The 22944-nt window shown below is 32.8% G+C and carries 24 protein-coding genes, 4 pseudogenes and 1 riboswitch; of the genes and pseudogenes, 10 read left to right on the top strand and 18 right to left on the bottom strand.

The window, feature by feature from the left end:
* The first annotated feature begins 336 nt into the window (after positions 1 to 336).
* Together lgt and L8T27_RS28375 are read left to right on the top strand one after the other, a co-directional pair.
* A complete protein-coding gene (gene lgt / locus L8T27_RS28380) occupies positions 337 to 1134 on the top strand; it encodes a prolipoprotein diacylglyceryl transferase (RefSeq protein ID WP_182103628.1) in 798 nt (265 codons plus the stop codon).
* Between the two features lie 4 nt (positions 1135 to 1138).
* On the top strand, positions 1139 to 1543 hold the full coding sequence (locus tag L8T27_RS28375; RefSeq protein ID WP_182103629.1) for a YidH family protein: 405 nt from the start codon (positions 1139 to 1141) through the stop codon (positions 1541 to 1543).
* A 659-nt stretch (positions 1544 to 2202) separates the two neighbouring features.
* On the opposite strand, the gene L8T27_RS28370 is transcribed toward L8T27_RS28375, so the two are convergent.
* From L8T27_RS28370 to L8T27_RS29050, 13 genes are all read right to left on the bottom strand, one after another.
* Positions 2203 to 2979, bottom strand: a complete 777-nt coding sequence (locus tag L8T27_RS28370; protein WP_182103630.1) for a sulfite exporter TauE/SafE family protein — start codon at positions 2977 to 2979, stop codon at positions 2203 to 2205.
* A gap of 49 nt (positions 2980 to 3028) precedes the next feature.
* Positions 3029 to 3256, bottom strand: a complete 228-nt coding sequence (locus L8T27_RS28365; RefSeq protein WP_182103631.1) for a sulfurtransferase TusA family protein — start codon at positions 3254 to 3256, stop codon at positions 3029 to 3031.
* A 23-nt stretch (positions 3257 to 3279) separates the two neighbouring features.
* Positions 3280 to 4407, bottom strand: coding sequence for an MBL fold metallo-hydrolase (locus L8T27_RS28360; protein ID WP_220459919.1), 1128 nt, complete (start codon positions 4405 to 4407; stop codon positions 3280 to 3282).
* A 46-nt stretch (positions 4408 to 4453) separates the two neighbouring features.
* Positions 4454 to 4849, bottom strand: coding sequence for a DsrE/DsrF/DrsH-like family protein (locus tag L8T27_RS28355; protein WP_233315226.1), 396 nt, complete (start codon positions 4847 to 4849; stop codon positions 4454 to 4456).
* An 18-nt stretch (positions 4850 to 4867) separates the two neighbouring features.
* The gene (locus L8T27_RS28350) at positions 4868 to 5443 is read right to left on the bottom strand and encodes a sulfurtransferase TusA family protein (RefSeq protein ID WP_237944267.1); all 576 of its coding nucleotides are present in this window, start codon (positions 5441 to 5443) and stop codon (positions 4868 to 4870) included.
* Between the two features lie 53 nt (positions 5444 to 5496).
* Positions 5497 to 5793 carry a rhodanese-like domain-containing protein gene (locus L8T27_RS28345; protein WP_182104616.1) on the bottom strand — a complete coding sequence of 99 codons (297 nt, stop codon included), beginning with the start codon at positions 5791 to 5793 and terminating at the stop codon, positions 5497 to 5499.
* A gap of 27 nt (positions 5794 to 5820) precedes the next feature.
* Positions 5821 to 6183 carry a rhodanese-like domain-containing protein gene (locus L8T27_RS28340; RefSeq protein WP_127742321.1) on the bottom strand — a complete coding sequence of 121 codons (363 nt, stop codon included), beginning with the start codon at positions 6181 to 6183 and terminating at the stop codon, positions 5821 to 5823.
* 43 nt (positions 6184 to 6226) lie between these two features.
* Positions 6227 to 6706 carry a DsrE/DsrF/DrsH-like family protein gene (locus tag L8T27_RS28335; RefSeq protein ID WP_127742319.1) on the bottom strand — a complete coding sequence of 160 codons (480 nt, stop codon included), beginning with the start codon at positions 6704 to 6706 and terminating at the stop codon, positions 6227 to 6229.
* Positions 6707 to 6766: 60 nt separating this feature from the next.
* Positions 6767 to 6994, bottom strand: coding sequence for a sulfurtransferase TusA family protein (locus L8T27_RS28330; protein WP_127742317.1), 228 nt, complete (start codon positions 6992 to 6994; stop codon positions 6767 to 6769).
* A 77-nt stretch (positions 6995 to 7071) separates the two neighbouring features.
* Complete coding sequence (locus L8T27_RS28325) at positions 7072 to 7332, bottom strand: metal-sensitive transcriptional regulator (RefSeq protein WP_127742315.1); 261 nt, start codon at positions 7330 to 7332, stop codon at positions 7072 to 7074.
* Positions 7333 to 7552: 220 nt separating this feature from the next.
* Positions 7553 to 7957: a DUF302 domain-containing protein gene (locus L8T27_RS28320; RefSeq protein WP_182104536.1), complete on the bottom strand. Its 405-nt coding sequence runs from the start codon at positions 7955 to 7957 to the stop codon at positions 7553 to 7555.
* A gap of 959 nt (positions 7958 to 8916) precedes the next feature.
* The gene (locus L8T27_RS29055; protein ID WP_455749423.1) at positions 8917 to 9519 is read right to left on the bottom strand and encodes a SulP family inorganic anion transporter; all 603 of its coding nucleotides are present in this window, start codon (positions 9517 to 9519) and stop codon (positions 8917 to 8919) included.
* 257 nt (positions 9520 to 9776) lie between these two features.
* Positions 9777 to 10217: a SulP family inorganic anion transporter gene (locus tag L8T27_RS29050; RefSeq protein ID WP_455749424.1), complete on the bottom strand. Its 441-nt coding sequence runs from the start codon at positions 10215 to 10217 to the stop codon at positions 9777 to 9779.
* A gap of 540 nt (positions 10218 to 10757) precedes the next feature.
* Between L8T27_RS29050 and L8T27_RS28310 the strand changes: the two genes are divergently transcribed.
* The 6 genes and pseudogenes from L8T27_RS28310 to crcB (L8T27_RS28290) all read left to right on the top strand — a co-directional run bounded on the left by L8T27_RS28310 (position 10758) and on the right by crcB (L8T27_RS28290) (position 16305).
* Positions 10758 to 11921: a cation:proton antiporter gene (locus tag L8T27_RS28310; RefSeq protein ID WP_182104538.1), complete on the top strand. Its 1164-nt coding sequence runs from the start codon at positions 10758 to 10760 to the stop codon at positions 11919 to 11921.
* 26 nt (positions 11922 to 11947) lie between these two features.
* On the top strand, positions 11948 to 12226 hold the full coding sequence (locus L8T27_RS28305) for a hypothetical protein (protein WP_182104540.1): 279 nt from the start codon (positions 11948 to 11950) through the stop codon (positions 12224 to 12226).
* A 115-nt stretch (positions 12227 to 12341) separates the two neighbouring features.
* Positions 12342 to 13616, top strand: coding sequence for an IS110 family RNA-guided transposase (locus L8T27_RS28300; RefSeq protein WP_237944441.1), 1275 nt, complete (start codon positions 12342 to 12344; stop codon positions 13614 to 13616).
* Between the two features lie 1545 nt (positions 13617 to 15161).
* Positions 15162 to 15400, top strand: a pseudogene (locus L8T27_RS29045) (insertion element protein); the annotation flags it as partial.
* Positions 15401 to 15452: 52 nt separating this feature from the next.
* Positions 15453 to 15513, top strand: a riboswitch (Fluoride riboswitch).
* A 52-nt stretch (positions 15514 to 15565) separates the two neighbouring features.
* The gene (gene crcB, locus L8T27_RS28295) at positions 15566 to 15940 is read left to right on the top strand and encodes a fluoride efflux transporter CrcB (RefSeq protein ID WP_182103065.1); all 375 of its coding nucleotides are present in this window, start codon (positions 15566 to 15568) and stop codon (positions 15938 to 15940) included.
* On the top strand, positions 15937 to 16305 hold the full coding sequence (gene crcB / locus L8T27_RS28290; RefSeq protein ID WP_182103064.1) for a fluoride efflux transporter CrcB: 369 nt from the start codon (positions 15937 to 15939) through the stop codon (positions 16303 to 16305). The genes crcB (L8T27_RS28295) and crcB (L8T27_RS28290) overlap by 4 nt, the downstream gene beginning before the upstream one ends.
* A gap of 169 nt (positions 16306 to 16474) precedes the next feature.
* Here crcB (L8T27_RS28290) and L8T27_RS28285 read toward each other — a convergent pair.
* Together L8T27_RS28285 and L8T27_RS28280 are read right to left on the bottom strand one after the other, a co-directional pair.
* Positions 16475 to 17152: pseudogene (locus L8T27_RS28285) on the bottom strand (rhodanese-like domain-containing protein); the annotation flags it as partial.
* Positions 17142 to 17477 (bottom strand): annotated as a pseudogene (locus L8T27_RS28280) (ArsB/NhaD family transporter); the annotation flags it as partial. The pseudogenes L8T27_RS28280 and L8T27_RS28285, both read right to left, overlap by 11 nt.
* Before the next feature lie 32 nt (positions 17478 to 17509).
* Here L8T27_RS28280 and L8T27_RS28275 point away from each other — a divergent pair.
* Positions 17510 to 17857, top strand: a pseudogene (locus L8T27_RS28275) (AAA family ATPase); the annotation flags it as partial.
* Positions 17858 to 18662: 805 nt separating this feature from the next.
* On the opposite strand, the gene L8T27_RS28270 reads toward L8T27_RS28275, so the two are convergent.
* From L8T27_RS28270 to L8T27_RS28260, 3 genes are all read right to left on the bottom strand, one after another.
* Positions 18663 to 19334, bottom strand: coding sequence for an ROK family protein (locus L8T27_RS28270; RefSeq protein ID WP_182103061.1), 672 nt, complete (start codon positions 19332 to 19334; stop codon positions 18663 to 18665).
* Positions 19335 to 19976: 642 nt separating this feature from the next.
* Entirely contained in the window at positions 19977 to 20516 is a 540-nt protein-coding gene (locus tag L8T27_RS28265; RefSeq protein ID WP_182103060.1) for a PIN domain-containing protein, read from the bottom strand.
* Complete coding sequence (locus L8T27_RS28260) at positions 20491 to 21648, bottom strand: helix-turn-helix domain-containing protein (RefSeq protein WP_182103059.1); 1158 nt, start codon at positions 21646 to 21648, stop codon at positions 20491 to 20493. Before L8T27_RS28260 ends, L8T27_RS28265 begins: the two co-directional genes overlap by 26 nt.
* Positions 21649 to 22050: 402 nt before the next feature.
* Here L8T27_RS28260 and L8T27_RS28255 point away from each other — a divergent pair, with 402 nt between their 5' ends.
* Positions 22051 to 22749, top strand: coding sequence for a hypothetical protein (locus tag L8T27_RS28255; protein WP_182103058.1), 699 nt, complete (start codon positions 22051 to 22053; stop codon positions 22747 to 22749).
* Positions 22750 to 22944 lie beyond the last annotated feature (195 nt).

The raw sequence follows: 22944 nt of genomic DNA, 5'->3' as shown, positions 1-22944 counted from the left end.
CAATCGCTTTTATAGTATAGATTAAGCAAGAAGTAGGAAATACGGTCGATATGCACTAGGACTATCGATTGTAAAATGGTAATTGGATTTTTTATTGCTGAGTCTTAGAAATTAATAATGTGTATGGGGAAAGCGAAGCTCCTAGATACTTTTCTTCTAGATTTACAAGGAATAACTTTTACTAAATGTGAGTCTATTCTTTACAGAAATTGTGTGTCTAGTATTTTTTAAAGTGAACGTGTCTTTATTTATTGAGGAACGGGAAAGTTCATTTTTTTATAGGTAATAATTATGTTATTATTGATAAGGAAAGTATAACTTTTGGAGGTGTTAAGTATGAACGATGTACAAACATTAAACCCAATTGCATTTGAACTTGGACCGATTTCCGTTCATTGGTACGGTATTATAATTGCCTGTGGTATTATTCTAGGTTTATGGATAGCAACACGAGAAGCAAATCGTTTAGGATGGGATAAAGAAATTATAACTGATTTCATTATGATCGCCGCCCCAGTTGCAATCATTTGTGCGCGAATTTATTATATTGCATTTGAATGGGATTATTATTCTCAAAATCCTTCGCAAATTATTGCTATATGGCAAGGTGGAATTGCCATACATGGAGCGTTAATTGGTGCTGTTTTAACTGCAATCATATTCACAAGAACGAAAAAACTTTCTTTTTGGAAACTTACTGATATTGTTGCGCCAAGTTTAATTCTTGGACAAGCAATTGGTCGATGGGGAAATTTTATGAATCAAGAGGCGCACGGTGGGGAAACTACAAGGGCCTTTTTAGAAAGTATTTATCTTCCAAATTTTATTATTAATCAAATGTTTATTGATGGAAATTATTATGTACCTACCTTTCTATATGAATCTTCTTGGGACCTTTTAGGATTTGTTATTTTGTTCTATGTACTTAGAAAGTTGAATTTGAAGAATGGCGAGTTATTTTTAAGTTATCTTGTGTGGTATTCAATTGGAAGATTTTACGTTGAAGGTTTACGAACAGATAGTTTAATGTTGACATCGAACCTGCGCATTGCCCAAGTGGTTTCTTTAATATTAATTGGAATTAGTATAATCTTATTTTTATACCGAAGAAGAAAAATTCAAACTTCAGGTTGATTATATGAATAACAAACGAAAAGGTAGGCAAGATCAAGACCCCTTTATAAATAAACATAATCAACTAAAGTATGCTCAACAGCATTTAGCGAATGAAAGAACATATTTGGCATGGATAAGAACAGTAGTTTCAATTGTTGGAATAGGTTTTTTAACAACAAGTTTGCATTTTACAATTGGTGTTAGAAGAAATCTAATTATAGATATGTTCAGTGTTATTTTAGGTATTTTCGCATGTATTCTTGGAATTGCAGTCATTCTATTAGCAACAAAAAATTATTCTAAAAATAAACTTCAAATTTATGAGGAAAGGTTCAATCCTTCAAATATTAAAGTAAATATGGTTTCCACTTTTATGATTATTTTAATAATTATGGTTATAATTTATTTCTTATTGATAAAGTTTTAAAGTGCTAGGATCTTGAAAAGTTTAACTGAGAATTTTTACAGGTTTAGAAATAATCCATTTATTCCCCTATATCACATATCCTTTTATTTTATTTTTAACCCAATAAAAAATAAAAAAAATCGGAGTTCGTTCCAATTCATCCTTTTGTTGAATTGGAACTTTTGGTTTGTTGTTAGATACTCTTTATTATTTCTTTCAGAAAAGAATACGTTTGAACTGGGGGTTGATGTGATATGTTTTACATTTTTTGACCAAAATGAACGTGACAGGAAGGACCAGAGCAATGTAAAGGTTGCCACCAAGGACCGTGATGTGCATGAGAATATCCTTGATAGACTACTCCATTTAGGCCAGTTGTTACAGAAGGATACATATACTTACCTCCATTTTTTTTATTTTATGCATGATACCGTTAAGGGTAGGTTGTCTATTTAAGAATGGGTATTTGTGTAGTTGATAATCCAGCTAAGATTTCATTTTAAAATATAATTCTAAAAAACCACATGTATGGTGTACATTTATAAAGTTCTATCTAAAAACTTAACTTCTCTTCGTACCCTCTATTGAATAGAAAAAACTGCAGGTTTCTGCAGTTTTGAAATACTATTTCCAGGTATCATTATATTTATGGAATCCATTAATATTATGCAATATTAAGTTTATAAGATAGAGAACCAAGTCTTCACTGCTGTTGCTAAAATTAATAGACCCATTGCCCCTTGTAACACTTTTGTATTCAATTTTTTACCCATGTTGGCACCTATAGGCGAAGCAATTAAGCTCGCCACAACCATAATAAAAGCAGGTAGTATAGGTATATTTCCTGTTGCGATTTTTCCAGTAACAGCTCCAATGGATGAAATCAATGTAATGGCCAAGGAGGATGCAATCGTCATTCTTGTTGGTATTTTTAGGACTACTAGCATAATAGGAACTAACAGGAATGCTCCTCCTGCACCTACAATACCCGCACCTATACCCACTATGAACGCAAACAAAGATGCAAGCCATTTGTTAAACCTTACTTGATTAAAATGAACATCATCAACCCCTTTTTTAGGAATAAACATCATAATAACGGCAATAAGAGCTAAGATTCCATAAACAATATTTATTCCATTCTCCGGCATATGAGTAGAACTGAGCCCCCCTATAAAGCTTCCAGTTAAAATGCTTACTCCCATGTAAATAATCAATTTTTTATTTAGAAATCCATCCTTACGATAGGCTAAAACACCTCCGAGTGTCGCAAAAAACACTTGAATGGCTGTAATCCCTGAAACTTCATGTGCTGTAAAATGTCCTACGCCTAACATTACTGGTATATATAGTAACATGGGATAGTTGATGATAGCACCACCAATTCCTAACATCCCAGAAATAAAAGAACCAACAAATCCAATAACAAAAATTGTAGCTATAAAAGTTATATCCATTTTGTTACACCTCTTTAGAAAAAGGGAACCTTATTGGTCCCCTTTATTTTCAACCCTTTTTAATCCAGAATTTTAACACTCCATTTTCGTTTTCATGCTTTAATAAATCATGTCCTCCCGATTTAGCCCAGGCTGTTAAATCGTTTAGCGCTCCTTTATCCGTTGTATGGACTTCTAATACTTCACCTGTGTCAATATCTCCCATTGCTTTTTTTGTCTTTACAATCGGCATTGGGCACGCTAAGCCTTTAGCATCTAATACTTTATTTGAATCCATTTGTTATTCCTCCTATTTTATAATTAACGAACGGCACAACGGTTAGGTCCAATTTCCATCTCTCGTTGTTTATCTAATTCCGGGTTAATTTTCCCCATATTTGTTTCACGAATTTCTTGATATGCATTTGGTTGTGGCGGCAAGTTTTCTGTTACTAAATTTCTAAACTTATTTTCATCATCGATATTCAGTCCATGATTTTTTGTAAACAATTTCCCAAGTTTTTCTGCAACACTACCATCCTCATTTAACTCGTCTATAATCATAAAGTGTGCTGGTAGAACAATTAGTTCTTCTGACAATTCTTTGTAGCGTTTATATAAAGTCTCTCTTAAATCACTGACCCAGTCTTCCGCCATACCTGCCAAATCGGGTCTTCCGATAGAATCAATGAACAAAATATCACCTGACAGCAAGTATTTATTATCCACAATAAATGAAGTAGAACCAATCGTATGTCCAGGTGAATACAAAGCCGTAATATTAATAGTTGTATTACCAATGGTTACATCATTTCCGTTTTCTAATGGTTGGTAAGCAAAAGTCACTTCCGTTGCATCCTTAGGTGGTAACCAATAGTCAGCACCAGTTTTCTCTGCAATTGTACGTCCTCCGGAAATATGGTCAGCATGAAGGTGCGTATCAAATACGTGTGTAATTTTTACATTTTTGTTTACTGCAAAATCAAGATAGATATCCGTCATACGCGTTGAATCGATTACTGCTGCTTCTCCTTCCGATAACATCATGTAAGATAGACAGCCTTTACCAACTCGAACAAATTGATAAATTTCGCCACCATCATTCAAGTCACCTATTTTAACCGGTTCTAAATGTTCACTCCACTTTTTCATTCCACCCTTTAAATAGGAAACATTTAATCCAACATCAGAAAGCATTTCTGCTACCATTACAGATGAACCTTCCTTTGCACAAACAACTAGTACTTCTTTCTTAGTGGAGATTTCACCTATAATTTCATCCACACCATCAAGTAATTCAAAATAAGGAACATTTAAATATTCAAAGTTTTCCCCTTCAATCTTCCAATCGTTAAAATCACTCTCATTACGAACATCAAGAATAAACAACTCTTCTTTATTAAAAACTTTTTTCGTCACATCTTTTGAAGTCATTACAGAAACAGCCACCTTTATACCCCCTATGGTATTAATTTATTTAAAAAAATATATAATTTTAAAAAGTTAAAGTTACATCTGCATCCTTTGCAAATTCCAAAAATGTTACTGCTCCGCCTACTTCCATTCCATCGACAAAATTTTCTTTTTCTAATCCCATAACATCCATTGTCATTTGACAGCCTATAAAATTAACTCCCATTTCTTTTGCCATAGACACTAATTCTGGAATGGAAGGTACATTCGCTTTAATAAATCCTTCAGCAAGCTGTTCTTTACCTTCAGGCATGATTAAGTGCTTATATGCTTCCTTATGAATCAAATTCAACCCTTCAAAAGTAAAGAAAACAGATACTTCTTGATCAGTTGCTGCTGCCGCAGTTGCAATGTTAAAAACCTTATAAGCATCAAATAATCCACCATTACTTGCAATAATTGCTACTTTTTTGTTCATCGTTAATTCCCCCATTTTTTAATCATTTATACTACTTGTTTTCCCACTCCATTGACTCATACCTTGTTCAACATTAATTACATTATTAAATCCATTTTCAGTTAACTTTTGCGCAGCAAGATCGCTACGATTTCCTGTTCGACAAACTATATAAATTTCATCATTTTTGTTTAAAACATTCATTTTGTTTTCCAATTCTCCCAATGGGATAGAGATAGCGTTAGGAATATGGTTAAAAGCAAATTCTGCATTTTCTCTAACATCAATAACTACAATGTTCTTATCCACATCTATTTTCTTTTCTAGTTCTTCATTGCTAATAATATTTGGGTGTTTTTTTTCATTCGATTCTTCATTAGAAGATTTACGCAAATAATGCTTCAGCACTTCCCCTTCTTCTATTGTTCCTAGATATTGATGTCCAGTGCTTTCAGCCCACGCTTTCATGTCTGCTTTAGAGCCTTTATCCGTCGCTTGAACTTCCAATACTTGCCCTGCCTCTAAGTTTTTCATTTCTTTTTTTGTTTTAACAATTGGCATCGGACATGCTAAACCTTTTGCATCTAAAATTGTATTTGCTTTTAAGTTCTCCATTTTTCAGCCTCCATCACTTATACCTGTTAGGGTATTATTAGTTTTAAAAAAATTTATTCTACTTTTCCTTCCCAAGCAAGCATTCCACCAGTCATATTAATCACATTAAATCCATAATCTTCAAGGAATTGTGTGGCACGACCACTTCTTGCACCAGAACGGCAAACGATGATATAATCAATAGTCTTATCTAATTCATGCATGCGAAACTCAACTAAACCTAATGGGATATTTATAGCACTTGGTATTTTCCCAGTGGCAACTTCATCCACCTCTCGCACATCAATAATATTTAATTTCTTTCCTTCGTTTATTAGAGCCTCTACTTCTTTTACAGTCATTTGTTTCATTAGTTAGTTCTTCTCCTTCTGTTTATTTTAAAACCAAGCACCCATGCCGCCTTTGACGTTAGTTACGTTTTTAAAACCTAACCTTTTTAAGACTTTACTTGCTCGTTGACTTCTCATTCCACTTTGACAAATTACGATAACTTCTTTTTCCTTTGAAAGGTCTTTTTCTGCTAGTTGAGCTAGTTGATGGAGTGGTATATTTTTAAAACCTTTAATATGGTTTCCTTTAAACTCTCCATTTGTTCGAACATCCACAAATTGTTTGTTCTTATTATTTATTTCTTTTTTTAATTGATTAGTGGTAATATTGTTAATTCCCTTTATTGGTAAAAACCTTCTCATTATGAAAAATAGTACCAATGCAAGGACAAGATAATTTAAATATGTCATATTAAAACCTCCTTTAATCAAGAGAACTTTTACTTTTATCTAGTTAGATAAATAGATTAACATTTCCATCCTCAGCATCCGCTAAATAAGCAGCAACACCTGCATATTCTATGTTACCTAATAACTCTTCTTGTTTTAGTCCTAATAAATCCATTGTCATGGTACAAGCTACAAGTTTTACATCTTGTTCTTGAGCCATTTCAATTAATTGTGGTAAAGGCATAGCGTTATGCTTTTTCATAATATCCTTAATCAGCTTAGGACCCATTCCAGCAAAGTTCATTTTGGATAACCCCATTTTATCAGCACCTCTAGGCATCATCTTGCCAAACATTCTTTCCATAAACCCTTTTTTTACTGCAATATCTTCGTCCTTACGTAAAGCATTTAAACCCCAAAAAGTGTGAAAAATAGTTACTTCATGATCATAAGCTGCAGCACCATTAGCTATAATGTAAGCAGCCATTGCTTTATCATAATCACCACTAAATAGTACAATGGTTGTTTTTTTCTTTTCAGTCATATTGTTACCTCCAGTATTAATTTAACCCATACCCGCATGGGTATTATAAATGGCAAAAAATTATCCCTTTTTAATCCAAAACTTCAATACACCATTTTCTTCTTTTTGACTCAATAATTCGTGACCTACTGTTTTAGACCAGGCTGAAAGATCATTTATTGCCCCTTTATCTGTTGTATGAATTTCTAATATTTGACCAGTTTCAAGTTCAGTCATTGCCTTCTTTGTTTTTACAATTGGCATCGGACATGCTAATCCTTTTGCATCTAACAATTTGTCGATTTTCACTAGTAATCATCCTTCCTAATACCATTACCCCTATGGGTATAATAATAATTAAAAAAAGAGAAGGTGTCAACTCTTTCTTATCTGCTTTTTACAAGTAGGTTTACAGCTTCTTTTACTAATTCCTCTGTATTCTCACCATTTTTATCAGCTTCCCGAACACATTCAATTAAATTTGAACTAACAATCAATCCTATTGTTCGGTCAATTCCAGTTCTTGATGCAGATAATTGTGTAATTACTTCCTTGCAATCTTTATTCTCTTCCATCATTTTCAAAATTCCTCTTAACTGCCCTTCTATACGTTTTACTCTATTTTTTATTTGTTCATTATAATCCATTTTTGTTCACCTCTTTTTATAGTAAATAATCATGTAATGATGCCACTTATAATTAGTGTTTTAATTTTTCATTTTATATCAGGATTTTCATTTATAAAGTATCAGTAGTTGAAATATTTTCACTGACAAGTTTTATAATATACCCCATTAGGTATATTGTCAATAATAAATTTTATAAAAAAGACCGCTATTAGTTTAGCGGTAAAAAGGATATAGGGCGTTAAGAAGTAAGTCCATTTATCATGATACTTTTATCAATACATCTAATTAAGCGTTCTTCTATATCTTTAGCAAATAACTCCATGTCATTATCATTTAGAAGGCTTATCATTGCTGTTGGCCTAGGCATTCCTATTTTAGTTTGTCCATTATCTTCATAAACAACAATTTTACAAGGTAAAAAGTATCCAGCCATTCCATTTTCGTTCAGCACCCTATGTGCTTCATCTGGGTTGCATACTTCTAGAACTTTAAACTCTTTTTGAAATTCTAACCCTTTCTCTTGAAGCTTTTCCTTAATATCAAACATCCACAAAACACCGAATTTTTCTTCTTTTAAGCTTGCCTCTAACCTATTAATAGCATGATTTACGCTTTTATTTGTATGAACTGTATAATCAAACACACTTAACACTACCTTCTTTTCTTTTTGATAATCACTGCTTTTTCCAGGTGTACTGTTTATTAAATTAACTACTTTAAAAATTTAACTTGGATATTTGAATTTACAGGTTAATCTATTACATAAATTCTAAACAAGTTACTACTATTATCTGCCTTCAACGTTCATTCCATCCATCAATTTTTTCATTAAGATACTAGCCCATCTTCGACCAATATATCAAAGTTGATGAGACTTGTACCATAATCAATCCAATATCTCTTCTCCCATTTGGAATTGAATTGCCCATAGCTCAATTTCTCATTGTTATTTTCTCAGACATACGATGGGCTAAATTCTTCCTATAAAACCTTTTAAATAAATACAGATTACTCTTATATTCTTTCTTATGGCCAAGGGAACAGCGCTTGCATTAATACTAAGTACCGCATTTGCTACACACTTTAAGTAGTGCACAAAGAATTCATTTTTCATTACACAAAATTAACTTTTTCATCTTAGAATAAGATTAAGATTTATTTTAAAGGTATTCCGTATTCTTTATTGAATAGGTATGTTAAAAACAAGTAAAGGTGGGATATATGTACACTCATTTACATCTCCTGTTGAAACGTTTTTATCGAAAAAGTCTTTGAAGCGCTTTATCATAAATTATCTTCCATATAAGCAATTAACCTAACTCTGTTCCTAACAGCAACATATTTACTCTGTATATTCTTCAAATTTCTTATCATGTAATTCATATTTATAAGCACTAACAAACAAGTAAACGATATAAATACTTAGTACTGTGATCAATAAAACCAGTGTAATTAATTTTACTATTTTCAAAAGTATCCTCCTTTTGTGATAAATACTACTTCTCGTATTATAATATTAATGGGCTAATAGTTTACCATTAGGGTTATTAAAAACAGCCAGTTTGTCCACGATTTTTTACTTGCAGCATTTAAATTCTTATTTTACCGGTATTTAATTACAACTTTATCGATAGCTCCAACAGCTGAATCATCCCATATATGTGCATTTGAGAAGTCAATTATTATATTCTTATGTTTAACACTAACATCAAATCCATCTAAAAATCCTTCCACAAAGAAAGTAATATTTTCCATTGTTTCTTGTTTCGTTAACTTTATTTTTGAAATTTTTTCCACAAAGAATATAGCACTTAGAATTACACCGGCTATAACTCCAATGGAAAGGTCATGTGTCGCTACAACAATGGCAACAGTAACTAACATAACAATTGCATCGGTTTTAGGTGCGTTCTTTAAGTATGAATAAGAATTCCAATCAAAAGTTCCAATCGAGACCATTATCATAATCCCCACTAGTACAACCATAGGAATTTGAACAACTACACCACCAAGAACAATAATTAAAAACATGAAAAATAAACTAGCTATTAATGTGGATAGTCGTCCTTTTCCACCTGAATTAACGTTTATAACAGATTGAGCAATCATTGCGCAACCAGCCATACCACCAAAGAAACCAGTAACAACATTTGCAATCCCTTGCCCTCTTGCTTCTCGGTTCTTATTGCTTTCTGTATCTGTCATAACATCAACAATGGTTCTAATAAACCTTCAATTGCCAACGCAATGAAGTAAGGAAATATTATTTGTAACGTTTCAAAATTAAATGGAACATTAGGAATTAAAAACGCTGGTAGGGATTGTGTAATTGTCCCCTAAATCTCCGACTGTCCTCAAATCAAAATTAGAATAGATAGCAACTGATTTAAGAACTACAATAGCTATTAACGGTGCAGGAATAGATTTTATAAATCTAGGTAATACATACACAATTACTAAAGTTATACCAACAAAATATAGGTCATTGATGAAATACCAATAAAGTGAGGCACCTGAGCTAATAATATTAAAATTGCTAAAGAGTTTACAAATCCAATCATTACAGCTCTTGGAATAAACTTCATTAATTTTGCTATTTTAAATACTCCAAATAAAACTTGTATAATACCTGTTAGGATGGTAGCTGCCAGCAAATAATTTAAACCATGTTTTTTACTAATGGAACCATCAATAGAGCCATTGGTTGAAATCATCCCTGGTCTTCCTCCAACAAAGGCAATAATGACAGCTATACAGAATGAAGCGTATAGCCCTACCATAGGATCTACTCCAGCAATAATAGAAAATGCAATTGCTTCCGGAATTAAAGCTAAAGCAACAACAATACCTGCTAAAATATCTCCTTTTACATTTGAAAACCATTCTTTTTTAATCTTTTTCACTAATTTAAACCTCCAATTCAAATTTTTTATATAAATTAGATAAAAAGCTATTATCAATATCTCGAAAACAATCTAACACCAAAGCACTAAAACGAAACCTTTTTGGTGCTTTTTTATATTGATTTTAATGTAATCTTTTTTTCTGAGGAATAAAAAAAGATGATATATAGATAATGAGACCATATGGTGACATCCAGAATGTAAAATACAATGAGATGAATTGACTAAATATAACTGCAGTATCATATACAGTGAATCGCATATTCTTCCCTCTTATAAAGTGGAGCTAAACCACCTTCTTCTAAAACTAAAAAAGTTATTATAACTAAATTTTTTCTAATTTTCCCCAACGATAATTCATTCGCCCCCCCTCTTTATAGGCATATAAATAGCTTCAGAAGGGATTATCATCAAATACGAGTAGCTATATTAATCGTTTTTTTCAGTCAATAAAACAGTGTTAATCGCTGTTAAAACAGCATATTGACAGGCTGTTTTAAGGGTATTAAACTGTAAATCAATATAAAAAGGAGGTTAAGAATGGAATTCATTTTATATCTGTTATTAATATTAATTGCTACAAAAATTGCAGGTGATCTTTCCGTCAGATTAGGACAACCATCTGTACTGGGAAAACTAATAATCGGGATTATATTAGGTCCTGCAGCCCTTGGGTGGGTAGAAAATAATGATTTTATTCTTTATTTCTCTGAAATTGGAGTTTTATTGCTCATGTTCTTAGCCGGTTTGGAGACAGATCTAGACCAACTTAAGAAAAATTGGAAAGCTGCTTTTGCGGTTGCTATAATTGGCATCATCCTTCCTTTTATCGGAGGATTTGGTATTGGAGAACTCTTTAGATTAAATACAACATACTCCCTGTTTATCGGAATACTACTATGTGCAACATCTGTAAGTATTACTGTCCAAGTGTTAAAGGATATGAATAAACTCAATTCCCCTGAGGGGAGCACAATATTAGGTGCTGCAGTTGTAGACGACGTTCTGGTTGTCGTGCTCTTAGCTGTCATGACTAGTTTTCTTGGAACTGGAGTTGAAGTATCGATTGGACTTCTAATAGGTAAAAAAGTCATCTTTTTTATTGGTGTATTACTTGCAGGAGCTTTCCTAGTTCCCAAAATGTTAAAAATACTCTCTAAATTAAAAGTTACAGAACCTGTGGTATCCATTGCCCTTGTCATTTGTTTCGCCTTTGCATATTTTGCGGATATTCTTGGAATGGCAGGAATTATTGGAGCATTCGCAGCTGGCATAGCTATTTCTCAAACAAACTATAAGCACACCGTCGAGAGTAAGGTGGAGCCTATAGCATATGCTGTATTTGTCCCCGTCTTCTTTGTAAGTATCGGTTTAAATGTTTCATTTAGTGGTATAGAAAGCCAAATTGGATTCATTGTAGCCCTAGTAATTGTTGCTATCCTTACAAAACTTGTAGGTGGGGCTATTGGAGCAAAGTTAACTGGATTTAAAAATCGTTCTTCTCTTATTATCGGAGCTGGGATGGTTTCTCGAGGAGAAGTAGCACTAATCATTGCGGCTACTGGTTTGCAAGAATCCCTTTTGTTACCTGAATACTTCACTGCAATAGTAGTCGTTATAATTGCAACAACTTTGTTTGCTCCTCCATTATTGAAATATTTAATACAAGGAGAAACTGTAAATAGAGAAGAAAAAACTGTTTAACTTTATAATTTATGGTGGTCATTTTCTTGGCAAATAAAATTTATCTCTTTTCTTACGAGACAGAAAATGCGGTTACTAAAGCAAGCATTGAAGCCATTATGGATGATTTATATGACGTATTAAACATCTTTAACAAGAATGTATACCTTATTAAAACAGAAGATGATTTAAGTATCTTGGATAAATATATTCAAACATATTTAAAGATTGATGATAGATATATATTAGTCGATATAACGGAGCAACCACTAAATTACAATAATTTAAATGCTACTGATCCTAACTATTGGTTCTATAATATTTAATCTAGATTAGCATTCCTGTAGAGCGTTATTTTTCAACTTTGAAAAAAAAAGGGCTCCTCAGTAAGATATGAGTATAGAAACCACTCTAAAACTCAACCTTAGGAGGAACCCTACTATGAATTTTAAAATGCAAGACAAACAAAATCAACTAATTGAAAGAATTTCTGTTAAACATTTAATCATTGGTGTAGATATCGCTCAACAGCTGCACGTTGCTAGGGCAGTTAATTTCCGTGGAATTATTGTAGGAAACCCTCTGGCATTCGAGAACAATGAAGAGGGATTTATAAAGCTATTAAACTGGATTTTTGAGCTTAAAAGAATACATAAACTTGAGTACTCTATAGTGGGGATGGAACCAACGGGACATTACTGGATCAATCTTTCAAAGTGGTTATTGAACCAAGACATAGAAGTAGTAACAGTTAATCCCATTCTGGTCAAACGAAATAAAGAGAATCGAGATAATACCCAATCAAAGAGTGATAAAAAAGATGCTTTGGTAATAGCTGATATGGTAAAGAACGGATACTACTCCTTTGTAAGAAATAATTCTGAGTCATTTGAGAAACTAAGGGTTCTCATATCGAACCGTGATGTGGTGGTTAAACGACTTGTGAGTGCTATTAATCAATTAAACAGATGGGTGGACATTGTTTTTCCTGAATTAAGACAAGTATTCAAGGATATTACTGCTAAAGGGGCAATAGCTACACTAAGACTTTTTCCTTCCCCAACAGAACTGTGTTCTAAGTCAACGGAAGAAATTATGACTGGATGGAGATCACTTATGAAGCGTCAGCCTGGCTTAAAGAAAGCTAATTTACTGCTTCATGTAGCCAATAAATCCGTTGGAACAAGACAAGCGTTAGAAGCCTATAAATTTCATTTGGAACAGTTGCTTGAGGAGTATGACCTTACGGTACAACAACTCGAAAGAGTTGAAGTGGAAATCAAGAACGAATTATCTAACATTCCTTTCGCTAAAAAATTACTAATGATTAAGGGAATTAGTGAAATTTCCTTGGCAGGAATCCTTGGAGAGGCTGGGGATTTAAGTGGTTTTTCACATGGGAATTCCCTACTAAGGCATGCAGGCCTACATCTCGCAGAAGCTAGCTCAGGGAAATGGAAAGGACAAATCGTTATTTCTAAACGTGGAAGATCTAGGCTAAGACGTTTCCTGTATTTAGCCACCATGAGTTTAGTAATGAATAACACTGAATTTAAAGCTATCCATTTAAAAAACGTTAGAGAGAAGAAGATGAAAAAGATGAAATCCATTATGAAATTAGTCGGTAAATTGGCAAGGGTATTTGTAGGAATAGCACGTAATAACGAAGCATATTGTGCCAAGAAGGTTCAACCACATTTAGATTTGGTTGCTTAATTAATAATAGTGTTCTCGAAGAGAACATATAATCATCGAGTGTTGTCTTATTCGTAGGATTTCAAATATGTACGGAGTACCAGGTTTCTTAAACTAAAGGGCATTATGACCCATCAGGTTAGCATAACTGGCCTCCACCCCTTGGATAGGCATAACGAAGGAATGAGAGGGCAATTGACCCGTTGAGACATGGGAGGGAAAGCCTCCAGGGGCGGCGTGGAGATGTACATTATATGGTAAAATATGGAGTGTTAACTACCTCCTTTATTTATCCATGCCTCCACGAAGCCAAAAATAATCTGAACTCATTAACATCGTATATTATCTGAATAAAAGGGTTATGAAATCCTGCGAATAAGTGAGCATTCGAGAGATATCCGTATCAATCTGAGGGAGTTTAGTTAGGATTAACACAAACTTTCTAAATAAAACAATCTCAACTATAGTGAAAGGCATCTTGGTGTAATACTAAGGTGCCTTATATATTATTCAAGCAGGATTTTGTGTAGTTTTTCACTTAAACTAATCAACCCTTTTGTGAAAAAGAAGGATGCTCTTCATTTACCATTAAAAACGATTCCATGTTTGTTGGTTAGACAGTTCATTTATCACCGAAATGCTGACAATTTTTTTAAAAAAACCTAGGTAAACCTAATCGGTTCCCTTAAAGGGGAGAATGGTCCTTTTTAATTGGTATTAGGAGACTTGTAAAGAATATAGACTGGAAAACGCAAAAATTTCTTCCAGTGAACTTTCGTCTAAACGGAATAAATCATACAAATCAAAATATTTTTTGCATTAATCCCTTTTGTATATGGTTTAGAGTTTCGCAAGCTCGATTCGCAACCGCTAAAGGAAAACCACGATACAAAATTGTCGGTCAATCAGGGCACAAAACTATAGAATGTAATTGTGACCCAATCTATCCGAATAGAGGGATGATCCTAATTAGGTCTGAAGTTGCTTATGCTTGGGATGCTAATTTTAACTAAATCATAACTGATACCAAAATATTTAAAGAAGAACACCTTCACGATTTTGTCAGAAAAAATGCAAGACTGAGATTCATTTATTACCCACAGGAACTTACTGAAAATGATACACAATCAATGAGTGAGTATCAAAATGACCTTTAACGATTTAACGGGAGAGAACGCTATATTGATGGTTTGTATACAAATTCCACATATACTTCTATGGCACACTTTTGGTTGATTAAAGAGATGTTGAATGAGTGGCGATTTGTAACAGATATTGATACACCCTTGTTGTTCGCAATATAATATATATAGTGTTTTCAAATGAATTTAAGGGATTTGATGCTTACTCTTTCTTGTGTTTAACAGTCCGAGGAAAATCCAGAAAAAACAAGCTTTTACTGAATTCAAAGAAATGCGCAGGATTTAATTAATTGGGGATTAGCCAATAGAATAGAAAGTCGTTCTTTATAAACCATCGCTTACGAATACTTAACAGATATTTTTAAACATAAGGGCCATTCTTTTCAGAAGGAGATTGTTTTGCTCACCCATAGCTATTTAGTAAATTAGAAGAAGGCTGTCTGTTTTGGAGAGACCTTTGACTACTGCAAGAGGCGATGGAAAGAGCTATATTTATTCTAAATTTAATCCTTAATATGCTCAAAGGGCTTTGACCATCTAAGAAGCTATTACAATTTTTGTTTTCCTTACCAAACTGGCGATAAAAAACGAATGACTCCGACTCAACGTTTAGGTATCACGGATAAGATTTTCAAAATAAAAGATATTCTATATTTGAGATAACAAGATCGAATTACTTTCCCTGTGTTGAAATAAAATATATAATATTAATGGAATTTAAATAGGCGATGGAGTTCGCCTTTAACCGCCGAATGGCTAATGACTCCTGCTGGTAACATTATTACTGGCAGGAGTCTTTTTATTTTTAAGAAATAGGGAGGCAGCAGAATGATTTACTTTTGGGTAGGAATTGCAGGGACACTAGGAGCTATTTTAAGGTATATGATTGGAGTTTCATTATTTACAAATAGCACATTCCCATATGCGACATTAATGATTAATTTGATTGGGAGTTTTCTTTTGGCTTGGTTAACAACTAATTTATTTAAAAGGCTCTCGATTTCTCCTATCATTGCAACGACGTTAGGAACAGGATTTGTTGGGTCCTTTACAACCTTTTCAACTCTTAGCGTCGAAACTGTCAATTTGTTTCGGGCTGGAAATATTGTTTTGGGCTTATCTTATGTATTCGTAAGTATTATTGGTGGATTAGCGATGAGCCGCTTAGGTTTTAAAGTAAGCCAGGAAGTGCAAAAATCTTGACAGTAGCACATATTTTATTAGTTGGTATTGGCGGTTTTTTCGGAGCGATTTCTCGATATTCAATCAGCAAGAAACTAAACGGTAAATCAACATTAAAACTCCCCCTGGGAACTCTTACAGTAAATCTATTGGGAGCCTTTCTACTAGGGATTATTACTAGTGCTAAAGCAGATACGATGATAGCTCTTCTGCTTGGAACTGGTTTTATGGGAGCTTTTACAACCTTTTCCACACTCAAATTAGAAATGATACAATTACATTTAAGTTTATATAAAAAGATATTTACCCTCTACACAATCATCACCTATGGTGCAGGTATTATCCTAGCTTACTTAGGATATTTAGTCGGTAACTTCATTTTGTGAAATTAATGTTAAAAGAGCATCGAATTCGATGCTCTTTTTCGTTGTTTTGATGTCTATTTCAATTGCTAAAACTTATACTGAAATCTAGGGGAAACTTAATGTTATTTTAACAAAACTCCCCATCTAGAGAACCCGTTAAGGTAAACCTAGAATCTTTTTGATTGTTTAATTATTTATTCTTCTTATAATTTTCGTAATTCTTATTACCACCAGAAAGATTATAGATATAGTTAAACCCTAAGTTACGTATAACATTTTTGTGCAGTATTCCCAGTCACTCCACCATTACAGTAAGTTTACTGTTGGAAAATTGGGATCAAGTTCTTTACATTTCCCACGCAATTCGCCTAGTGGTATATTTATTGCAGTCGCCACTTTTGATACATTATATTGTTTTGGTGGACGTGTATCAATAACTTGAATGGCTTCTCCCTCTTGGGTGTAATTAGCTTATTTTTCTTATCAATAGCTTTTTGCAAAGCCATCCCAGTATACATAGCTGGATCTTTAGTTGTGCTGAATGGTGGTGAGTAGGCAAGATCAAGATGGAATAAGTCTTCTGCTTTTTCCTTAAACGTAAGAGCTGTTACAAAAGACATCAATTCTTTTATCCACTCCTTCTTCAACTACTATTTGTACACCTAAAACCCTTACAATTTTTTCCTTAATAACTATTAATTTCTCCCAAATACTCTGAACTAGCTGGTTTAATATTATGAAGTATTTCAATATCATAGCCTTCTTCTAACGCTTCTAGCTCATTCATACCTGTTTGACTAACAGCTAAATCAAATACACGTAGTATACCTGTGTCTAAAATACCTCTATGTTCTAAAGAGCCACCCGTAAATCATTTTCTTGTCTAACTTTAATGCTCTAACCATCGCTAAAACAATTGGTGTTAAATTATGCCCCATCATTTGCGAAAAACGCTGCAACAATAGCCCCCTAGAATAGCAACGTAAACAAACATCTTCAAGCTGTTACCACCAGCATCTAGCTTCTGCCATATGTAAAGCTGCCCATTCAAAAAATCCAATTTCATCTAAGATTAATGAAATAATAATGAATGCAACAAATGCCATTGTTGCATTCCGTACAATCCCTGTTACGTCAACGAGATCATTAAAATCAACTACACCAACAAGAAGCGCTAATATTGCTCCGCCATTAATGGTGAAGTGAAAGGTACAAGATTTAGAATAATACTTTAGGATTTAGAATAAATATGGTAAAGGCGATGTATAAACTACATACTACGGGCGAAGAAGAATATTATTCAGATTCCTATAAGCATATCGATTTAATCATCGTTGATGAAATTGAACGATTAAAACTGCAAAGTTTAGAACAACTTAGGGATATTTACGATCAAAACAACGTAGCAATGATATTAATTGGAATGCCAGGAATTGAAAAGCGATTAGCTCGTTACCCTCAACTATACTCTATAATTGGTTTTGCTCATGAATTTGACAAACTAAGTAAAGATGAAGCTCATCATATACTGGAGTATAAATGGGAAGAACTTGGACTAAAAATAACTATTAAAATAAGTGAAAAATAAAACTTAAATTTACACATTAATACAAAAAGCTATCCTTAATTTTTATTTAATATGATTTAGCAGTATTTAACCCTTCGACTAAAAGAGAAGAGAAATTGGACTGGTGTAATTAAGAACTCTTCTATCTATTTTTGGTTTAATTGCGTAGATGAAGTTAATATCATAAATAAGGATGAATGGCATTACTAACTTGTTCAAAGTTCTGAAATAGTAAAAATAACTGCCCAGGTAAGTTCCCTTAAACAATAATCACCAAATAATCATATATATTTAATTCCTGTAGCATTTGGTATTTTTTATGAAGATGACCTAGCAAAGGATAAACAATAGTTTTTGGGTTTATCCTTTTTATTTGTTTATTTATGCATGGAGGACTATACTTTATGAAATAAAAAAAGCCCTGAGAAAATATCAGGACTTTAGCTTTATCATCTAGAAGTATAGTTCTAATTTGAAAACTTACTTACTTATCAGAATTCCGATTGATTAGCAAATATTTTTGCACTTTCTGGAAAAATAGATTTTCCTTAATCTCTTGTACCGATAAAAATAGTTTAGCCATATCCATTATCTTTTGTTTCTCAATTAGTATCTTTAAAAATAGATATGGGTATAAGTGCTCAACCAATACTAATTGAACGGATAAAATGGGCGGTTGAAGAATTGAAGAAAGCAAATACAATGCATATAGCAAAGCCAAATATCGTATGCTGTCATTATCAAAATAACGCTAATTTATATGGTGCTTTATATCATTTGTTAACAGAGAATGATAGATTAGAAGGTCGGGTTACAGCATATAATTAAAGATTATATTTTGGTTGGGGAAAAGGTATATTTCAACTAGAAATTCTACTGCAGATCCTTCAAAACCTACAAAAGTGGCTTCGTTTGTCTCCTTACTCATACCAGACATGACAAAACTTAATTCTCCAGAGAGTAAATTACCCCCGTGACGTATCTTGCCGTTCAGAATAATCCCACCACCTACGCCACTCCCCAATACAAGTACAACAGCGTCCTGTTTACCTTTAATGCTACCTAGCCATAGCTCCGCTAAGGCTGCGCATCTTCCATCATTTTCTATTGCTACGTCAATATTGTAATGATCAGCTAACTTTTTCTTTAGATTCACATTGTGCTGAAAAGGAAAGGATCCACCGTTATATATAATTCCTTTTTTTGTATCAACAGCACCAGGGCAGCTAATTGCAATTTCTCTGATATCCTTACTGTAATAGTCATCAATTACATGAAATAATTTTCGGTCGAATTCTTCTATATTTTTACGTGAAATAGGACAGCTATCACTTTTGTAAGCTTTTAAGTGGTTATAACGCTCCCAAATAGGATGTTTAAATAATCCATTTATTGATATAGAAGTTAGATATGGAAATAATGTAGATGTGTATGGAACAGCTATTAAAGAAATTAGAATCATACTATTATTTATAAGTGGCATACTTTATCTATTTGGTATTTACTATTTAATTACAGGAATTAAGAGGTAACACTATTATGAAATGAATGTGCGATATTTTAGGAGGTATCGCATTTTCTCTTGCACTAAGAGAGTAGAATTCCTTATAGAAGAAACGCTTGTGTCATAAACATGGCATTATTCCTGTAATAATTAACTCAAAAAGGCTGAGTTTGTGAAAAAATGCACTTAAAGAAACAGGGGCGATCGTTTAACAACATATAGCAATATAAAAGATTTTTCAGTGCAATTTAACGCCTAAACTAAATGAAAAATAACTCCTAAATTGACAGTCCGTTGTTTTGGTGTCAATTCTTTTAAGTTACGACTCATACAAAAAAAGAAACATCTTCTATAATATTAAATGCTTCTACTTTTTTTATAAACTTTCATTTCTTTTCTTCTATACATTGCGAAAATAACTCTTGTACTAGTTCTAATCTTCGATTCCCTAAAAAGATTATTTGTGATAAAAATGCAAATGAAACAAATACTAAAAAAATAAAATCTATATATCCAAAGCTACTAAAAATATTTAACATCTCTACATAATCCATAGTAGAAATATAAAAGCACCTTAAGTATCATACTTTGACTCAACTTAGGGTGCCTTAGTGTATAGTACTATTCAATATTATAGTAAGAAAAAACAGCTTTTTTGACTTTTTTGCCCAAGTAAGAAGAACACTCAGGGGAAAATAACTTTTTTATTAAACCTTCAAACTTACCTTTACTAATGATACCATGTTCAAATGCACAACATAATATTCCAATGGTTCCTGTACATTCAACATTATATTCGTTACAGATACTTATAACTCTTTTTTCATTTGATGTGCAGTAGATCATCTTTTCCCTTGCAATTGCGATACATTCTGCATCATAGTCAGAAAGAGCAGGCTTGTCCTTTAAAATTTTACTCAAAAACTCGTACGATTCAACCTTTTCTATGGCAGTTGGTTGATATTCTAACCATTCAATATTCGATTGAATAGTTTCGAGAATAGCCTCACGTTCTAAAATACTTTGTGGTATATAGACTTTTACAAATACTTGATTAATTAAGGATATACATTGAAGCTCTGTAAAATCATTCAGAATGTTATTATCCAGCACTCCTACTTTTCCCATAAGATTTTTAATCTTCTGTGTATTGATCTCCATAGTCCTCTTCTTCAGCCCATGCTTTAACGAGCAGGCGTGCCTCCTTGTCATTTAATGATAACAACTCGGCAACCTTATTTGTAGTCACCTTATCCTCCAAGTACAATCTACGAAGAATGGATTTTAACTTCTTATTTTTTTCTATTGGTTCTATTGGTTGAGGCTCTTTATGGTCAAATCCTGAATTTTTGAGTTTGTTAAATAGGGCACCAAATGTTTTTTGCTCTATATAACCTTCCTCTTTTAATGCCATTAATAATGATTTTGCACTTACACCGAATTCCTTTTTCACTTCAAAAACACTATTAAAGTTAGATATAAAACCTCTAAACAGTCTTTTATAACCTCTTAATTTATGTCTAGGAATCAAGAAATAACCCGCAAATTTATCAACAATTTTTTCATTAATATTATTACGCGTTTTACTATAAGTTAACTCTCCTGGTTCTCTATCATAATCCTCTCGATGAAATATCAGATGCCCAAGTTCATGTATGACACTAAATATCTTTCTTTCCTCAGGAATATTAGGGCTATCATTTATTATAATAAAGGCACCCTTATCTTCTGAATAGGCAGATAATCCAAATATTTTTTCGTTATCTAACTGTAAAGCTAAAACATTTATATTATTTTTTTCTAAAATTGAGTAAATATCGTAATCAAGAATTTCTTCTACTCCAAATGCCATTCTTTGTTTTTCAGCTATTTCTCTTATAATTTCAAGATCATCATCAGTAAGTTTATTTTCTTTTAAATGTAACTTATATGCTTGAGGTAAAAAAGCTACATTATTTTCTCCAGCCAACTCTAAGATTCGGATGTATTCATTTAGAAAATTGTTAAGAGAAAGGGCTAAATCATCTTCAAAGTTTTCTTGAGGATTATCTGCTCTAAACATAAAGGACATGGATGAATCCTCATCAGATTCTAAAAACCATTTAAATGGTAAGTTAAACTTAGTAGCTAATCTGAATAGTCTTGCACTATCGATTACCTGATCCCCAGATAAATATTTAGCAATCGTAACTCTAGTCACCCCAATAATGTTACCGATGTCCTCATTAGTTAATCCTTTAGATTGCTTTAATCTTTCTATGTTTTGTCCAATCACCTTTGCAATGTTTTCCATCTACACACCTCCTCTTAATTTAACTTGAATGTTAAAAATAATTTACCCTAAACAGATTATATTATACATTGAGTGTAAAGAAAAGTTTCTTTTTTGCTTGACCATATAAAAAAAAACAACTATATTAATAATTGTAGATAGTTGTTTTTTCGCATAGACCAATAAAACCAATCAAAACTGATACTGCAATATCAGATAATAGGTTTGTCTACGTTCCATATTAATTTCAATCCAATACATTATATAAGAAAATTTCTAGAAAGGCAATGTAATTTGTCTTATTAGAAATGAATATATAAGGAATATAGACTTATCTTTTGATTCGGTAAGGAAGGAGAATTAATCAAATAGGTCTTAATGCGGGAATACCTCCATCTAACAAAACTATTGGAGGCAAAAATAATGAATATTATTTACTTGCAAGAAATGACAGCAACAATTCAAAGATTATCCCGTTATAATGGAGGTAAATCAGACCGGGTTAAGGTTCAAACTCTTCTTGAAACAGTTGAACCAATTTCCGAAGGTCAATTCTGGTATATTCCTTCTGGATCTACTGTTCCACCACATGTTTTAGAATTTCTTCGTAAAGATGCAGAATCAAAAGGTGAAGTATTCCAGCTGCCAATGATTCCACTTAAGGCAGATATCCTTGAAAGCACTGAAGATATACAAGAACAAGCAATTGCTGGAAATCTTCGAGAAGTATTAGACGATGCAAATAAAAACATTCTTGTTTCTATCATGAATCGAACTGAGCTCACAAAATTACCTGGACAATCCAAAGAAGGTCATTTTGTCTACGAAGTTAATTATGAACATAATATCTATGAAATTCCTGGTCAACCAAACCACTATGAATTTGTAACACAGCTTCCGTTTTCAGGATTACAGTTAGATCCAAGTGGAGGTAGAGTCGAACTAGTAGTAGTGCTTCCTACTGGAGCTGTAGTTGATGCTAACTTGACTAAGGGTATTGATGAACATAATGCTGAACTGCAAGAATACATTACTTCTATTCCTGCTACAAATAAAAATGTTGTTTCTTTTGAATATAGATTAGATCCAACTTTCACTGTACATTATTCATATAATGATTAATAATATGCAAGGGACTTACTAGTCCCTTGTTTTTTTGTTCTCTACGCCCTATAATTCTTAAACTAAAGAAGTGTAATTATTCACAAATTTATTTGAATGATGAGCCTCCGAGTAGATTTTTTGTCCCTTTTAGCTGGCGGGCTCAGGACACATTTATCTTATCAAGAGGTCTTTTTTCTTTCAAATCTCATTTTC

It is taken from the genome of Niallia sp. Man26 (assembly GCF_022049065.2).
Taxonomy (GTDB): Bacteria; Bacillota; Bacilli; order Bacillales; family Cytobacillaceae; genus Niallia.
The sequence above is the reverse complement of the archived record's forward strand: the minus strand, read 5'-3'. Positions and strand labels throughout refer to the sequence as shown.